20 protein-coding genes are annotated in these 15911 nt (G+C 52.7%); 5 read left to right on the top strand and 15 right to left on the bottom strand.

All coding sequences use genetic code 11. The features are described from left to right. Positions 1-37: 37 nt before the first annotated feature. The 4 genes from FDW94_RS13675 to mutY all read right to left on the bottom strand — a co-directional run bounded on the left by FDW94_RS13675 (position 38) and on the right by mutY (position 4026). Positions 38-1294 (bottom strand): nucleoside permease, encoded by a 1257-nt coding sequence (locus FDW94_RS13675; protein WP_008785778.1) that lies wholly within the window; start codon positions 1292-1294, stop codon positions 38-40. A gap of 210 nt (positions 1295-1504) precedes the next feature. Beyond that, on the bottom strand, positions 1505-2590 hold the full coding sequence (mltC, locus tag FDW94_RS13670; RefSeq protein WP_008785777.1) for a membrane-bound lytic murein transglycosylase MltC: 1086 nt from the start codon (positions 2588-2590) through the stop codon (positions 1505-1507). Positions 2591-2676: 86 nt separating this feature from the next. After that, positions 2677-2946 (bottom strand): oxidative damage protection protein, encoded by a 270-nt coding sequence (locus FDW94_RS13665; protein WP_003027126.1) that lies wholly within the window; start codon positions 2944-2946, stop codon positions 2677-2679. A 27-nt stretch (positions 2947-2973) separates the two neighbouring features. Continuing rightward, a complete protein-coding gene (gene mutY / locus FDW94_RS13660; protein ID WP_137377728.1) occupies positions 2974-4026 on the bottom strand; it encodes an A/G-specific adenine glycosylase in 1053 nt (350 codons plus the stop codon). A gap of 160 nt (positions 4027-4186) precedes the next feature. Here mutY and trmB point away from each other — a divergent pair, with 160 nt between their 5' ends. The 4 genes from trmB (at position 4187) to ansB (ending at position 7236) form a co-directional block, all read left to right on the top strand. Beyond that, the gene (gene trmB, locus FDW94_RS13655) at positions 4187-4906 is read left to right on the top strand and encodes a tRNA (guanosine(46)-N7)-methyltransferase TrmB (RefSeq protein WP_003825406.1); all 720 of its coding nucleotides are present in this window, start codon (positions 4187-4189) and stop codon (positions 4904-4906) included. Then, positions 4906-5232 (top strand): YggL family protein, encoded by a 327-nt coding sequence (locus FDW94_RS13650; protein WP_003027115.1) that lies wholly within the window; start codon positions 4906-4908, stop codon positions 5230-5232. The genes trmB and FDW94_RS13650 overlap by 1 nt, the downstream gene beginning before the upstream one ends. Before the next feature lie 49 nt (positions 5233-5281). Beyond that, positions 5282-6001, top strand: a complete 720-nt coding sequence (locus tag FDW94_RS13645) for a DUF2884 domain-containing protein (protein ID WP_003825409.1) — start codon at positions 5282-5284, stop codon at positions 5999-6001. A 188-nt stretch (positions 6002-6189) separates the two neighbouring features. Further along, positions 6190-7236, top strand: coding sequence for an L-asparaginase 2 (gene ansB / locus FDW94_RS13640; protein ID WP_003027108.1), 1047 nt, complete (start codon positions 6190-6192; stop codon positions 7234-7236). Between the two features lie 114 nt (positions 7237-7350). On the opposite strand, the gene hemW is transcribed toward ansB, so the two are convergent. The 5 genes from hemW to FDW94_RS13615 are packed head-to-tail and all read right to left on the bottom strand — an operon-like array spanning position 7351 to position 10657. Further along, positions 7351-8487: a radical SAM family heme chaperone HemW gene (hemW, locus tag FDW94_RS13635; protein WP_137377727.1), complete on the bottom strand. Its 1137-nt coding sequence runs from the start codon at positions 8485-8487 to the stop codon at positions 7351-7353. Then, positions 8480-9073 (bottom strand): XTP/dITP diphosphatase, encoded by a 594-nt coding sequence (locus FDW94_RS13630; protein ID WP_137377726.1) that lies wholly within the window; start codon positions 9071-9073, stop codon positions 8480-8482. Before FDW94_RS13630 ends, hemW begins: the two co-directional genes overlap by 8 nt. A 7-nt stretch (positions 9074-9080) precedes the next feature. Then, positions 9081-9371: a DUF167 family protein YggU gene (gene yggU / locus FDW94_RS13625; RefSeq protein WP_003027101.1), complete on the bottom strand. Its 291-nt coding sequence runs from the start codon at positions 9369-9371 to the stop codon at positions 9081-9083. Continuing rightward, positions 9368-9934 carry a YggT family protein gene (locus FDW94_RS13620; protein WP_137377725.1) on the bottom strand — a complete coding sequence of 189 codons (567 nt, stop codon included), beginning with the start codon at positions 9932-9934 and terminating at the stop codon, positions 9368-9370. The genes yggU and FDW94_RS13620 overlap by 4 nt, the downstream gene beginning before the upstream one ends. An 18-nt stretch (positions 9935-9952) precedes the next feature. Continuing rightward, positions 9953-10657 carry a YggS family pyridoxal phosphate-dependent enzyme gene (locus FDW94_RS13615; protein ID WP_103284733.1) on the bottom strand — a complete coding sequence of 235 codons (705 nt, stop codon included), beginning with the start codon at positions 10655-10657 and terminating at the stop codon, positions 9953-9955. A gap of 17 nt (positions 10658-10674) precedes the next feature. Between FDW94_RS13615 and FDW94_RS13610 the strand changes: the two genes are divergently transcribed. Beyond that, the gene (locus tag FDW94_RS13610; RefSeq protein WP_137377724.1) at positions 10675-11655 is read left to right on the top strand and encodes a type IV pilus twitching motility protein PilT; all 981 of its coding nucleotides are present in this window, start codon (positions 10675-10677) and stop codon (positions 11653-11655) included. On the opposite strand, the gene ruvX is transcribed toward FDW94_RS13610, so the two are convergent. From ruvX to FDW94_RS13580, 6 genes are all read right to left on the bottom strand, one after another. Beyond that, positions 11652-12068, bottom strand: a complete 417-nt coding sequence (gene ruvX / locus FDW94_RS13605; protein ID WP_008785771.1) for a Holliday junction resolvase RuvX — start codon at positions 12066-12068, stop codon at positions 11652-11654. The genes FDW94_RS13610 and ruvX overlap by 4 nt on opposite strands. Then, positions 12068-12631 (bottom strand): YqgE/AlgH family protein, encoded by a 564-nt coding sequence (locus FDW94_RS13600; protein ID WP_003027086.1) that lies wholly within the window; start codon positions 12629-12631, stop codon positions 12068-12070. The genes ruvX and FDW94_RS13600 overlap by 1 nt, the downstream gene beginning before the upstream one ends. A gap of 176 nt (positions 12632-12807) precedes the next feature. Next, positions 12808-13755 carry a glutathione synthase gene (gshB, locus tag FDW94_RS13595; RefSeq protein WP_003027083.1) on the bottom strand — a complete coding sequence of 316 codons (948 nt, stop codon included), beginning with the start codon at positions 13753-13755 and terminating at the stop codon, positions 12808-12810. 19 nt (positions 13756-13774) lie between these two features. Further along, on the bottom strand, positions 13775-14506 hold the full coding sequence (gene rsmE, locus FDW94_RS13590; protein WP_111464965.1) for a 16S rRNA (uracil(1498)-N(3))-methyltransferase: 732 nt from the start codon (positions 14504-14506) through the stop codon (positions 13775-13777). A gap of 74 nt (positions 14507-14580) precedes the next feature. Beyond that, positions 14581-15288: a deoxyribonuclease I gene (gene endA, locus FDW94_RS13585; RefSeq protein ID WP_008785767.1), complete on the bottom strand. Its 708-nt coding sequence runs from the start codon at positions 15286-15288 to the stop codon at positions 14581-14583. Positions 15289-15382: 94 nt separating this feature from the next. After that, positions 15383-15880: a SprT family zinc-dependent metalloprotease gene (locus FDW94_RS13580; protein WP_003825440.1), complete on the bottom strand. Its 498-nt coding sequence runs from the start codon at positions 15878-15880 to the stop codon at positions 15383-15385. Positions 15881-15911 lie beyond the last annotated feature (31 nt).

The raw sequence follows: 15911 nt of genomic DNA, 5'->3' as shown, positions 1-15911 counted from the left end.
GTTACCTTTTGGTAACCCGCTTTTCTCTGCGTAAACGTTAGTGCGCGATAGTCTGTGTGCCTGCTGGAACGCGTACGTGTTTGTATTTAAACAGCGCAACGAAGGCAAAAGCCAGAACCAGCGAGTAACCTGCGAAGATCAACCACACGGTCTGCCAGTCGGTAATACCGTTCAGCGTATAGTGTTCAACAACTTTACCGCTCACCAGTCCGCCCAGAATACAACCGAAGCCGTTGGTCATCATCAGGAACATACCCTGTGCGCTGGCGCGGATTTCAGGGCGTACTTCTTTCTCCACGAACACAGAACCAGAGATGTTGAAGAAGTCGAAGGCGCAGCCGTAAACAATCATCGACAGAACCAGCAGCACGGTACCGAACGGCGTTGGATCGCCATAGGCAAACAGGCCGAAGCGCAGCATCCACGCCACAATACTGATAAGCATCACGTTCTTAATACCGTAACGGCTTAAGAAGAACGGGATGGTCAGGATAAACAACGTCTCGGAAATCTGTGAAATCGACATCATCACCGATGCGTGTTCCACGATAAAGCTACCGGAGAACAGTGGGTTGTTATCGAAGCTGTGCAGGAAGGTGTTACCAAACATATTGGTAATCTGCAGCTCTGCGCCTAGCATCATTGAGAAGATGAAGAAAATCGCCATACGCTTGTTTTTAAACAGCGCGAAAGCATCCAGACCGAGCATTGATGTCCAGCTCTGGTTTTTCTGCTGATTGGCAACCGGAATATGCGGCAGCGTCAGGGTGAACAGTACCAGTACCAGGGACAATGTCGCACCGATGTACAGCTGCATATGGCTCAGTTCAAAGCCGGAGAAGCTCACGGCCCACATCGCCAGAATAAAGCCGATGGTGCCCCAGATACGAATTGGCGGGAAGTCGGTAACGATATCCATCCCGGCAGATTGCAGGCGATAGTAGGAGATGGTGTTGATTAGCCCCAGTGTTGGCATATAGGCCAGGGAGTTAAGCAAGATCACAAAGAACATGGCCCCTGGCGTGGTGACTTCGGCTGCGGCAAACAGCGTTCCTGCACCGACCAGGTGGCAAAGGGCGTAAACCCACTTCGCACTGATCCATTTATCGGCCACGATCCCTAACAGCGTTGGCATAAACACGGCGGCGATCCCCAGCGAGCTATACACCGCGCCAATGGATGCACCATCGAATTTAAGGGTGACAAACATATAGGAGCCGAGGGTAGTGAGCCAACTACCCCATAAGCAGAACTGCAGAAACGAGAGAACTTTCAGCTGCAGCTTAAGATTCATGTTAATTTCCTCACACCGTAATGCGGATGAATGTTTTAAAAGGCACATTTGCCGTGGCTATATGATGTGATTCTATCAATGAGAGGCACTCTTTTTTTGTTACCTGTGACAAATATTTGCAAACAATTTCTGATTGCAAAGCAAAAGAGTGATGGAGTTAACATTTTTGGTGCTTCAGGCCCCCGTTTTAGGGGGCTGAAGAGGAATACATTAGCGGCGTCGATAGGATTTTTGTGCGGAATTGACCTTGTAAAGGTATCGGCGTGATTCAGCAGAGGGATGTCGGGTGGTCAGCGTTTGATAAACGTCACCTGGAGACATGCTGTTAATGATATTCGCGGCCTGAATTTTATCGTTCGAGAACACGCGCAGCACGCTGCCCGCACCGCCGTTGTACGCGGTGATTACCGCATAGCGGCGTGAGGTCGGATTATCGATACCACCTAAATAGACATTGTTGAGCATTGCCAGATAGGCCGTGCCGGTATCAATGTTGCTGGCCGGATCAAACAAGAAGCTACGGCTTGGTGTGCCTGAGCGCCCTTGCGAGCGGAACACATCTTTCCCGGCGCTGTGCTGTACCACCTGCATCAGTCCCAGCGCATCGGCATGGCTCACCGCATACGGGTTAAACGAGGATTCGGTTTGCATGATAGCCAGAATCAGCGACTCGTCGACGCCATACTTACGTGAAGCCTGACGCACCATGCCAACGTATTTATGCGCGCGCTTATCAAGGTGGTTCGGCACCAGATTGATCGTCACGCTATAGATGATACGCAGGCCATTGCTGCGGCTTTTAAGTCGTGTTTGCAGCAGATAGTTGGCAAAGTTGGTGGCACGCCCCTCCCAACGAATGGGCTGGCCGGTATTATCAACCACCTGTCCGTACAGGAATGGCTCTTTGGAAATCTTAATGTCGTCGACATCGGAATAGAGGTCGATAGATCCCGGATCATCGCCCATCAGCAATGTCTTAATAATCGCCCGACGCAGGTGTCCGGCGGGATCTGTCCCGGCAATGGTCTCGACGGTTATCGTACCGTCATCAAAGTTGATGTGGCTGCGGGTTTGATACTGATCGGTATACTTTACGTAGTCCTTCGGACCCGCAATCAGCACTTCCTTAAATCCCCACAGATTCTCAATGTTATGGGCAAATTGCCCCATCAGAATGTCAAAACCGTTGGTATCCTTGACCCAGGCTTCGTTATAGGAATCGCCTTTTTTGGTCGAACTGGAACAGGAGATGAGCAACGGCGCAATAACGGCAAGCGCGAGAAATTTTTTCATCATTCCGGGAGTGCGTGTTGTGTTTGTTGTTTGCAAGGACCAGATTAAAACGTAGGCCGGATAAGCGCAGCGCCATCCGGCAACGGTTCTTATGATTCTGGCGTATAGCCTTCAATATGCACATCCTTACCTTCAAACAGGAAGTTAATCATCTCCTGTTCCAGTAATTTACGGTGTTCGACGTTCATCATATTGAGTTTTTTCTCGTTAATCAGCATGGTCTGTTTATGCTGCCATTGCGCCCATGCTTCTTTAGAAATCTCGTTATAAATGCGTTTTCCCAGATCGCCCGGGTACAGCTGAAAATCCTGTCCTTCTGCTTCGCGTTGCAGGAAAGTGCAAAAAATCGTTCTGCTCATAAAAAGTCCTCTTTATCGTCCGGTACGTTAAACGTGTGTACCGGCACGTAATTGCTGTAACAAACGCTCCACGGGGGCCGCCAGTCCGACCGACGGCGGTTGCGCTAAGTTATACCAGAGCGCGTTGCCTTCATCCATGCATGAGGTGAATGAAGACACGGGAAGCCACATAGGCACAATATCTAAGTGGAAATGGCTAAAGGTATGGCGAAACGCATTAAGTTGGGTCAGATTATCTGCGTTAATTTGTCGTTGCGCCAGCCAGTTGCGCAGTCCATCTTCGTCGTCAAACTGCGGAAAACAGTATAAACCACCCCACAAGCCGCTGGGCGGTCGCTGTGCAAGCAGCACTTCATCATCATGCTGCATCAGTAAAAAATAGCCCGTTCGTTCCGGTAACGTCTGTTTGGGCTTTTTACCGGGATACAGTGCCCAACTTGCATTGGCGCTCGCCACACAGCCATTTTCCAACGGACACAGGGAACATTTAGGTTTTGAGCGCGTACAGACCATGGCGCCTAAATCCATCATCGCCTGATTAAAACGCTCAACACCCTGGGCCGGCGTAACTTGCTCGCTCAGCTCCCACAGCTTCTTTTCGACCTCTTTTTTACCCGGCCAGCCGCTTACAGCATAACAGCGAGCCAGCACGCGTTTGACGTTACCGTCGAGAATCGGAAAATGCTGACCCAGAGAGAGAGAAAGGATCGCGCCTGCGGTTGAACGTCCGACGCCAGGTAGGGCGGCTACTTCATCAAAGGTTTGCGGAAATATACCGTTATGCAGCGTCACAACCTGCTGCGCGGCTTTATGCAGATTACGCGCACGGGCGTAATAACCCAGCCCGGTCCACAAATGCAGAACTTCATCCAGCGGCGCATGGGCCAAATCCGTTACCGTTGGGAAGCGCGCCATAAAGCGCTCAAAATAGGGGATAACGGTCGCAACCTGAGTTTGTTGCAGCATTACCTCAGAGAGCCATACTTTGTAAGGCGTCTTGTCAATTTGCCAGGGCAGCGTTTTCCGCCCGTATTTGTCGTACCAGCTCAAAACCTGAGCCGAAAATTGAGACGCTTGCATGATTACCGTTTCATTATTGCCGGGGGCAAGATTGCAGCACAGCGGCAACGGGGTGTAAACCGGAACTTTCCGCTGCTCACTTTCTTCCTTTACTTGCATCCGGCAACTAACTTTGGATAATGCCCGTTTTCAGAACTCAAACACAGCAGACTAAACTTTTATGAAGAACGACGTCATTTCACCGGAATTTGATGAAAACGGCCGCCCTCTGCGCCGGATTCGTAGTTTTGTTCGTCGCCAGGGGCGACTGACGAAAGGGCAGGAACACGCGCTGGAAAACTACTGGCCGGTGATGGGCGTTGAGTTCAGCGAAGAGCCTGTAGATTTCGCAGAACTGTTTGGCCGTGACGCGCCAGTCACGCTGGAAATCGGTTTTGGTATGGGAGCGTCGCTGGTTGCAATGGCGAAAGCGCGTCCGGAACAGAATTTCCTCGGCATTGAGGTTCACTCACCTGGCGTTGGTGCGTGTCTGGCTTCAGCCCATGAAGAGGGTGTCGAGAACCTGCGCGTCATGTGCCATGATGCGGTTGAAGTCCTGCATAAAATGATTCCTGACAATTCTTTATCTATGGTTCAGCTGTTTTTCCCTGACCCGTGGCATAAAGCACGTCATAATAAACGCCGTATCGTTCAGGTACCGTTTGCTGAGCATATCTTAAGTAAGCTGAAGCTGGGCGGCGTGTTCCATATGGCGACCGACTGGGAAGCGTATGCGGAGCACATGCTTGAAGTGATGTCCTCGATTGACGGGTATAAAAACCAGTCAGAGAGTAACGATTATGTACCGCGCCCGGAATCGCGCCCGGTAACCAAATTTGAACAACGTGGTCATCGTCTTGGCCACGGCGTATGGGACTTAATGTTCGAGAGGGTGAAATAATGGCAAAGAACCGTAGCCGTCGTCTGCGTAAAAAGATGCACATCGAAGAATTCCAGGAAGTAGGATTTTCGGTTGCATGGCGTTTCCCGGAAGGTACATCTGGAGAGCAGGTCGATCAAATCGTTGATGACTTTATCAATGAAGTTATCGAACCGAACAAGCTGGCTTTTGACGGCAGCGGCTATCTGGCCTGGGAAGGTCTGATCTGTCTGCAGGAAATCGGCAAATGCACCGAAGAACACCAGGCAATCGTGCGTAAGTGGCTGGAAGAGCACAAACTCGAAGAAGTGCGTACCAGCGAACTTTTCGATATTTGGTGGGACTAAGTAGCACAGGGTCGGCAAATGCCGGCCCGATTTGTATTGAGGGAAAGATATGATGCGCAAAACGCTGCTGGCGGCAGTCCTAACGTTCACGGCGATGGCCGCACATGCAGATTACCAGTGCAGCGTCACCCCGCGTGACGATGTGATTTTGAGCCCACAAACGGTGCAGGTGAAGGGCGAGAATGGCGACCTGGTTATTACCCAGGCTGGTGATGTCACCTTCAACGGTAAACAGTACAACCTGAACGCCGCACAGCGTGAGCAGGCCAAAGATTATCAGGCGGCGTTGCGTAGCAGCCTGCCGTGGATCGACGAAGGTGCCAGAGCGCGCGTAGAGAAAGGTCGCGTGGCGCTGGACAAAATCATCGCCAAAGAGGTCGGTGAAAGCAGCAACATGCGTGGCCGCTTAACCAAGCTGGATGCGCAATTGAAAGAGCAGATGAACCGCATCATCGAGCATCGAACTGATGGCCTGACTTTCCATTATAAGGCGATTGATCAGGTCCGCGCGGACGGACAACAGCTGGTGAATCAGGCGATGGGCGGCATTTTGCAGGACAGCATCAACGAGATGGGAGCGAAAGCCGTGCTCAAAGGCGGTGGTAATCCACTGCAGGGCGTACTCGGAAGCCTCGGTGGTTTGCAGACCTCAATTCAGAACGAATGGAAGAATCAGGAACAAGACTTCCAGCAGTTTGGCAAAGATGTTTGTTCCCGCGTTGTGACGCTGGAAAACGATCGTAAAACGCTGGTTAGCACTCTGAAATAATCTTCACCTCTTATTAACGGCACAGAAACATTTTGTGCCGTTTTATTTTGTATATTTCTGTTTTTTTGATATCCATCTCTAAGAACGGCAATTTGGTGGAGATATAAATCTGGTTAATTGGAACTCGTCACATTATTCATCTGTAGGATAGACATAATGCTGCAAATTCAAGTAACTGGAGAAATAACATGGAGTTTTTCAAGAAAACGGCACTTGCCGCACTGGTTATGGGTTTCAGCGGCGCGGCGCTTGCACTGCCAAACATCACCATTTTAGCTACTGGCGGAACGATTGCCGGCGGCGGTGATTCCGCGACAAAATCTAACTACACGGCAGGCAAGGTTGGCGTAGAAAATCTGGTTGAGGCCGTACCTCAATTGAAAGATATCGCTGTCGTTAAAGGCGAGCAGGTGGTGAATATCGGCTCCCAGGATATGAATGACGAAGTCTGGTTAACGCTGGCGAAAAAGATTAATACCGAGTGTGATAAAACCGACGGCTTCGTGGTAACACATGGTACGGATACCATGGAAGAAACCGCCTATTTCCTCGACCTGACCGTCAAGTGCAACAAGCCGGTGGTGCTGGTCGGTGCAATGCGTCCGTCTACGGGTATGAGCGCTGATGGCCCGTTCAACTTGTATAACGCGGTAGTAACTGCCGCAGACAAAGCCTCTGCTAACCGCGGAGTGCTGGTGGTGATGAACGACACCGTTATGGATGGTCGTGACGTGACTAAAACCAACACTACCGACGTCGCTACCTTCAAATCCGTTAACTACGGCCCGCTGGGTTACATCCATAACGGTAAAATCGACTACCAGCGTACGCCTGCGCGTAAGCACACCACGTCTACTCCGTTCGATGTGTCTAAGCTGACCGAGCTACCGAAAGTTGGGATTGTTTATAACTACGCTAACGCCTCCGATCTGCCGGCAAAAGCGCTGGTGGATGCGGGTTACGCTGGGATCGTCAGTGCGGGTGTAGGTAACGGTAACCTGTATAAAACCATTTTCGATACGCTGGCTACCGCCGCGCATAAAGGTACCGTTGTAGTGCGTTCATCCCGTGTACCAACGGGCGCCACTACACAGGATGCAGAAGTTGATGATGCAAAATACGGATTTGTGGCTTCAGGTTCCCTGAACCCGCAAAAAGCACGTGTTCTGCTGCAGCTTGCGCTGACTCAAACCAAGGATCCTAAGCAGATCCAGGAAATGTTTAATCAGTATTAATCGATGAAGGTGGCTGCGCTTACCGCCCTAACCCTGTAGGCCGGATAAGACGCAGCCGCCATCCGGCAATTTTCCTGATGGCGCTACGCTTATCAGGCGTACGTTCACCAGCCATCACTCCGCCAGAAACAGCTCCAGCAGCGAATTCAAGAACAGCTTACCGTGTTGGGTAATCTGCCAGTACTCATCGCATTCACTCAGGTAGCCCTGGGAAATAGCCTCATCGATCTGTCGACGAATAACGTCTTCGGTAAGACCGGTATATTGCGTGAACTCCGCGCGAGGCGCGGCTTCCAGCAGCCGGAAACGGTTCATGAAGAACTCGAACGGCTTATCGGTTTCGGCGACATCGCGTTGGCTTTCGAGATAACGCCCTTGCATATACCCACGCGGATGCCGTGTTTTGGTGGTGCGCAGGATGCGTCCGTCAGGGAATGTGATCTTACCGTGTGCGCCGCAGCCAATGCCAAGATAGTCGCCAAAACGCCAGTAGTTAAGGTTGTGCTGACACTGATAACCCGGTCTGGCGTAGGCTGAGGTTTCGTACTGCTGATATCCCGCGGCGGTCAGTAGCTGGTGGCCTTGCTCAAAAATATCCCACAGCGCGTCATCGTCCGGTAAAACCGGCGGTCGGGAACCGAACAGCGTGTTGGGTTCGATGGTCAACTGATACCAGGAAAGATGCGGTGGGTTGAGCGCGATGGCCTGCTGTAAATCGCCCAGCGCCTCTTCCAGCGTCTGATCCGGTAAACCATGCATCAGGTCGAGGTTAAAGCTGCGTAGCCCCAGACCGCTCGCCAGGTGTGCTGCTCGTTTGGCTTCTTCCGGCCCGTGAATACGTCCCAGACGTTCGAGTTTGGCGGAGCTAAAGCTCTGTACGCCAATCGAGATACGGTTGACGCCAGCGCGTTGATAATCCACAAAGCGATCGGCTTCCACCGTCCCGGGATTCGCCTCCATCGTGATTTCTGCATCTTCGGCCAGATTCAGCCGTGCTCGCACGCCGTCGAGCAGCGTTTGCATCGCCGGGCCAGAAAGCAGGCTCGGCGTGCCACCACCGATAAAAATCGTCTTTACTTCACGGCCCTGGGCATGGGCCACCTCAGTATCCAGATCGCTCAGCAGATGCTGCACATAGTCGTCATGAGGGACTTCGCCCTTTAGCGCATGCGAGTTGAAGTCGCAGTACGGGCATTTCTGCACGCACCACGGGATGTGAATATAAAGACTTAGCGGCGGAAGCTTAACCATTACGCAGGGCATCCAGCAGCAGCTTCAGCGCCTGGCCGCGGTGAGAAATTGCACTCTTTTCTTCACGGGTCAGTTCGGCTGCGGTTTTCCCTTCAGACGGCACAAAGAAGATCGGGTCGTAGCCAAAACCACCGTTTCCGGCAGGTTCACGGGTAATCACGCCCGGCCAGCTTCCGTGGCACACAACAGGCGTTGGATCGTCTGCATGGCGCATATACACCAGCACACAGTGGAACTGCGCCTGGCGCTTGTCATCAGGAACATCCTGCAGGGTGTGAAGCAGTTTTTCCAGGTTCTGCTGATCGGTCGCATCTTCGCCGGAATAGCGGGCTGAATAGATACCCGGCGCGCCGCCAAGGGCATTTACCGCCAGACCTGAGTCATCAGCTATGGCCGGTAAGCCGGTAATTTGCGCGGCATGACGCGCCTTCAGAATGGCGTTCTCAATAAACGTCAGCCCGGTCTCGTCTGCAGAATCAACACCCAGATCCGTTTGGGCAACAACATCAAGACCGAAATCACTCAGAAGAGAGGCGAGTTCACGCACTTTACCGGCATTGCCGGTCGCGAGGACAACTTTTTGCATGGGATACCTAATCAGTTAACGCCGCAATTTCGGGAGGGATCTGTTGCGGATGAATGATTTTAACCTGTTTGTGACGACCAAGCTCGCCCTTCTCAATGACGACCTGGCTTTTTGCCACACGGAACTGTTTGCCGAGAAACTTCACCAGATGGCTATTGGCCTGGCCATCTACTGGCGGGGCGGTAATGGCGACTTTAACTTCGTCGCCATGTAAACCCACAATACTGTCACGGCTGGCTTTAGGCTGAATGTAGAGCCGTAAAACCAGACCGTCGTCGCAGGGTGTAACGGCACTCATAGCGCCATCCACAGCCCCGGCAGCAGCATGTTGCCTGTCGCCTGTAACACTTCCGCGATGCCCATGTTAATAACGTAGAGCAGCAGAACCAGAATCATTGGGGAGAAATCTATCCCGCCCATGCCTGGAAGTATGCGACGAATAGGACGCAGCAGCGGATCTGCCAGTTGAATTAGCACGTACTCTACAGGACTGCGGCCCTGGCTGACCCAGCTCATAATTGCCATCACCAGCAGCACCCAGAAAATCAGCAGCCCGATAGTCTTCAGGACAATCAGTACGGCGGCGAACCAGATGATCGGCTGGAACGTGACCACCTTAAACAGCACGATTGCTTTGATAAAGCTGAGAACGAGCGCAACTAATGCCGAGGCGCTGTCGATCGGCCCCATCGGGGGAATAATGCGGCGTAACGGCCCAATGATGGGCTGAGTGATTTTCACTATAAACTGCGAGAACGGGTTGTAAAAATCGCAGCGAGACCATTGCATCCACACGCGCAGCAGCAGCGCCATGGTATACAGCTCAATTACCGTTGAGAGCAGGAAGGTCAACGTATTCATGGTGTTCCTTAGTTTTCCTTATTTTTTAGTGTAATCACGAGCACCAAAAATGGCAGTGCCAATGCGCACCATCGTGCTACCCGCCGCGATGGCGGCATCCATATCATCAGACATTCCCAGTGAGAGAGTGTCGATGCCTGGGTAGCGTGTTTTCAACCCGGCAAATGCTACCGCCATTTGCTGTGCAACTTCAAACTGCCTTACATAATCTGACTCTGGAGCCGGAATCGCCATCAGACCACGCAGGGTAATGCGCGGCAGTGCAGCGACTTCAGCGGCCAGTGCATCAAGCTCTGCCAGCGGAATTCCTGACTTACTGTTCTCATCGCTGATATTAATTTGGATCAGTACATTGAGCGGCGGCAGTTCCGCCGGGCGCTGTTCGCTCAGACGGGCAGCGATACGCAGACGGTCGATCGTATGGCACCAGTCAAAGTGCTCAGCGACCAGACGACTTTTGTTGGACTGCAGCGGGCCGATAAAGTGCCACTGCAGATCGTTGACGCCTTTTTCCTGGAAGTAGCGGATTTTATCCACCCCTTCCTGCACATAGTTTTCACCGAAGGCACGCTGCCCGGCGGCAATGGCTTCTTCGATGGCGCTCGCAGGTTTGGTTTTGCTGACTGCAAGCAACGTAACTTCTTCTGAAGACCGCCCGCAACGCGTCGCGGCGGCTGAGATTTTGTCCCGGACATGTGCCAGGTTATGCGCGATATCGTTCATTTTCCGAGGATGTTCATATGAATATGGAAGAAATAGTGGCCCTTAGTGTAAAGCATAACGTGTCGGATCTACACCTGTGCAATGCATGGCCTGCGCGCTGGCGCATACGTGGAAAAGTCGAAATCGCACCCTTTACTACGCCTGACGTGGAGAATCTGCTGACGTGCTGGCTCAGTGAGCAACAACAGGTACAGTGGCGGGAACAGGGGCAGGTAGATTTTGCTATTGCGCTGGCAGGTTCCCAGCGGCTGCGCGCCAGTGCTTTTGCTCATCAACAGGGAACCTCGCTGGCGCTAAGATTGCTCCCGCTTGATTGCCCACGTTTAGACGATCTCCAGACCCCTGACGTCATACCTGAACTGCTGCGCAGTGAAAATGGGTTAATTCTGGTGACAGGCGCTACCGGTAGCGGTAAATCAACGACCCTGGCGGCGATGGTAGAGTACCTTAATCAGCATGTTGCGGGGCATATTCTGACGCTGGAAGACCCGATTGAATATCGTTACACCAGCCAGCGTTGTCTTATTCAACAACGGGAGGTGGGCGTACACTGCGCTTCTTTTGCCGCTGGTTTACGCGGCGCGTTGCGTGAAGATCCCGACGTCATTTTGCTGGGCGAGCTACGCGACGTGGAAACCATTCGTCTGGCGTTAACCGCAGCGGAAACCGGGCATCTGGTGCTGGCAACGTTACATACGCGAGGGGCGGCGCAGGCCATCGCGCGGCTGGTGGATACCTTTCCCGCACAGGAGAAAGATCCGGTGCGTAATCAGCTGGCAGACAGCCTGCGGGCGGTACTTTCGCAAAAGCTGGAGGAAGATAAACAGGGAGGGCGCGTGGCGCTATTTGAGCTGCTCGTCAACACGCCAGCCGTGGGCAATTTGATTCGTGAAGGGAAAACGCATCAGCTACCCGGCGTAATTCAAACCGGGCAGCAGACAGGTATGCAGACATTTGCACAAAGCCAGCAGCAGCGTCAGGCGCAGGGGCGGATTTAGTAGCCCTGCTCGAAATAGCTTTCGAGGATGACCACGGCAGAAGCGGAATCTACTTTGCCTTTATTCAACGCCCGATAACCGCCTTGTTCAAACAGGCCAGAGCGGGCTTCGACGGTACTCAAGCGTTCATCGTGCAGCGTTACGGTTACGCCAAAGCGACCGTGAATACGGTTAGCGAACTTACGTGCGCGCGCGGTAAGGGGCTGTTCGGTGCCATCCATGTTGAGTGGTAGGCCGACAATGATTTCATCCGGCTGCCATTCTTTCAGCAGGCGTTCAATCAAACTCCAGTCTGGCGTACCGTCCTGCGCCTTAATGGCGGGCAACGGTCTGGCCGTACCGGTAATGCGCTGACCAACAGCAACACCAATACTTTTCGTACCAAAATCAAAAGAGAGTAATGTTCCGCTCATCAGGCATGTCCCGCCACGCCAGGCATGGTCTGAATATCTATCCCGATAAGCTTCGCCGCATCGCGCCAGCGGTCGGCAATCGGCGTTTTGAATAAGATGTTGAGGTCTGCGGGCGCCGTGAGCCAGGCGTTATCCAGTAACTCTTGTTCCAGTTGACCTTTTTCCCATGATGAATAACCCAGCGCAACCAGCACTTCGGACGGTTGTTCTTGTGTGCCCAGGGTTTCTAGTACATCGCGGGAGGTGGTGATGATGGTGTTATCTGAAATGCGGATACTGGATGCAAAACGTGACGGCGGGGTATGCAGAATAAATCCACGGTCTTCCGCCAGCGGGCCGCCGAGCATCACTGGTTTATCCAGACGAATGGCCGGATCGCGTTCTTCTGGGGTAATCTTCAGCTTTTCCAGAATCCCTTCAATTTGTAAGTTTTCCAGAGGCTTATTAACGATAATCCCCATTGCTCCGTTCTCATTATGTTCACAGATGTACACCACGGAACGGCGGAAAATCGGATCCTGGAGAGCAGGCATGGCAATCAGAAAGTGATGCTGTAAATTCATTGTCAGAGGTTCTGTTTCCTGGTTCAAAAAAGCAACAGAGCCCAGTATGTGGGCAAAGCTCGAAGATGTCACCCTCTGAAGATAGCATTGCCGGATGACGGCTTCGCCTAATCCGGTCTGCGGGGTGCAATTTCAGGCCGGATAAGACGCGATGGCGTCGCTATCCGGCAACGTATTTACTTCTGCAAACGCGCCTCAATGGCATCCATCAGCATACCGGTAATCGAAACCGGGAACTCCGCTTCGATTTCACGAATACAGGTTGGGCTGGTAACGTTAATTTCCGTCAGACGATCGCCAATGATATCCAGACCGACAAAAATCAAACCTTTCGCTTTCAGCGTTGGCCCAATGCGACGTGCAATTTCCCAGTCGCTGTCGGTCAAAGGACGCGGCTCGCCACGACCGCCAGCGGCCAGGTTGCCACGGGTTTCGCCGCCCTGCGGAATACGCGCCAGGCAATAAGGAACGGGTTCGCCATCGACCACCAGGACGCGTTTATCGCCATCTTTAATTGCTGGCAGATAGTTCTGCGCCATGCAGTAGCGGGTACCGTGCTCGGTCAGCGTTTCAGCAATGACGCCAAGGTTCGGGTCGCCTTCCTTCACACGGAAAATAGATGCGCCGCCCATGCCGTCCAGCGGTTTGAGAATGATGTCGCTGTGTTTTTGCCAGAAGGCTTTCAGCTGCGCTTTGTTACGCGTGACCAGCGTTTCCGGCGTCAGGTCGGCAAACCATGCGGTGAACAGCTTTTCGTTGCAGTCGCGCAGGCTCTGCGGTTTGTTGACGATCAGCGTCCCTTTTTCTTCTGCACGTTCCAGAATATAGGTAGCGTAGATGAACTCGGTATCAAACGGCGGATCCTTACGCATCAGAATAACGTCCAGGTCTGCCAGCGGGAGATCCTGCTCGCTCTTGAACTCATACCATTTGTCGTAGTTCTGCTCTACGCTCAGGGTACGCGTATGGGCGCGGGCTTCACCGTTGATCAGATAAAGATCGGCCATCTCCATATAATGAATTTCGTAACCGCGACGTTGCGCTTCCAGCAGCATAGCGAAGCTGGAATCTTTCTTGATGTTGATGCTTGCGATGGGATCCATCACGATGCCGAGCTTGATCATTTTCTTCTCCGTTTATGCCTTAGCCCAGATCGCCAAAACGCACCTGTAGCGCAGTAATGGCGGTGAGCGCGGTTGTCTCAGTACGCAGAACGCGAGGTCCTAACAGAATATCAGTAAACTGATAACGTGCGGTCATGGCAATTTCATCTGCCGACAACCCGCCTTCCGGGCCAATCAGCAAGCGGATGCGTTCCACCGGCAGCGGCAGCGTATTGATGCTGGCGTTGGCGCGCGGATGCAGGTTCAGTTTCAGACCTTCGTCCTGTTCCGCGCACCATGCTTCCAAATCCATTGCCGGGCGAATTTCGGGCACCCGGTTACGACCGCACTGTTCGCAGGCGGCAATGGCGATTTTCTGCCACTGCTGGAGCTTCTTGTTCAGGCGTTCACTGTCCAGTTTAACGCCGCAGCGCTCAGAAAAAAGTGGCGTAATGAGGCTTACACCCAGTTCGATCGATTTCTGGATAGTAAATTCCATTTTTTCGCCACGTGACATCACCTGACCCAGGTGGATGTGTAACGGCGACTCACGATCGTCGAGTTCAGCGTTAAGTACCTTCACATCCACGCTTTTTTTACTGGCGTGGGTGATTTCAGCGTCGAATACCTGATTGCTGCCATCAAACAGCTGTAGCGCCTGGCCCGGTCCCATACGCAGCACGCGGCCGATATGGTTGGCTGCATCTTCACACAGTGAAATTTGGCTGCCGGAAGTGATTGGCTCAGGGTGATAAATGCGAGGAATGCGCATAGTTAAACATCCGCGTCATGGCCCTGGGCTACGAAAGGCCAGGGCATGGTTAAAAATATTGACGCTAGTGTAGGTTAGCTCTTTTGCGCCTGGCAAGCGCGTTGCACATATGGGTTATGGTTCCCCTGTACCTTTGCAATGCGTTCGTCGCGCTCACACTCCCAGTCGGTGACCGGATATTGCTTATTCCAGGCGTTAAAAAGCTGAGTTTGCTGGCGGGAGAGCGTTAGATCGTACTGGTCGCGCATGTAAAAATAGGTACGAGCAATGGCACCGCGGGCGCGGGCTGGCGGCTCGGCAACTTTCTCTTTGAAGTCGACCTTCATGGCGCATTGCCCATACTGACCCTCGCCACCGTTCCACTGGCTGTACATGAAGTTAGCGCGATCGCCATTTACCTCACCCACCGCAGGTTGCAGGTTATGCATGTCGCTTTCCATTTTGCGATAGACCGGATCTTTGGCGCAGTTTTTACGCCCTCCGTCCTGCCAGCACTGACGCTGATGACCAAATTGCCAGGCGGGGACAACGTGCTCCCATTCAATTCGACTGGCGCGGTTTTCATTTTTTCGCACTTTATAGCCGCAGGATTCGAGGTCAACGACCCCTTTTTTGCCTTGCCAGTTAATTTTACAACCGCAGTAGAAATCGCCCGGCGCATCGGCGTTCACCTTGACGCCTGCTGCTTTTGCCTGAGAAAAACTGTTGATGCCTTCGGCTAAAACCGGGCCTGAAAACGCAGCGGCTAACAGGGCCGCAGCAAAAGAAAAATGACGGTACATCACAAACTCCGTGTCAAAACGAGCCCGCAACGTAGCGAAAGTTATTCCAGTATGCAATCAGTTAGGTCAGAAAAGTTCCTGATAATTCTGAAGATTATTCTGCAACCAGCGGTTCGCCGCAGTGAACACAGCGGTAGGTGGCCTCGCCGCGTACAACGCGGTTATGGCGGCGGACGGTCAGTTGGTGCTCCTGACACTTACAGCGGTAAGTAAAGGTCTTGCGCTGCACCGATTGCAGTTCAAACTGATGCGTGCGCCGGGCCGGTACGCCCAGAACGCTTTCCATCATCCATTTCCATTCTTTCCCGTGTGGCGGCACGCGCCCAAAGTGTTTCCACACCAGTAAATGCGCCAGTTCATGGGGCACAACTTCGTTAATGAATGCGTCGACGTTTTCCATCAGCAGGACGGGATTAAGGCGAATTTCATAGGTTTGTAGCCATGCGGTACCCGCGGCGGTGCCGCGCTGTTGGTAAACCAGCTTTGGCTCCGGATATTGGCGTTCGAGCTTGAGATTGGCCTGGGCGAGTTTTTCCCGCAGGCTACGCATAACGGCTTGTTGGATGGCGATAGGGAGACGGGAGGTTTTCATAACGCCAGAGGATAGTGCGACAGGGAAGGGA

This window comes from Citrobacter sp. wls757 (assembly GCF_005280935.1).
In the GTDB taxonomy this organism is placed as follows: domain Bacteria; phylum Pseudomonadota; class Gammaproteobacteria; order Enterobacterales; family Enterobacteriaceae; genus Citrobacter; species Citrobacter portucalensis.
This window is presented reverse-complemented; position numbering and strand designations above follow the sequence as displayed.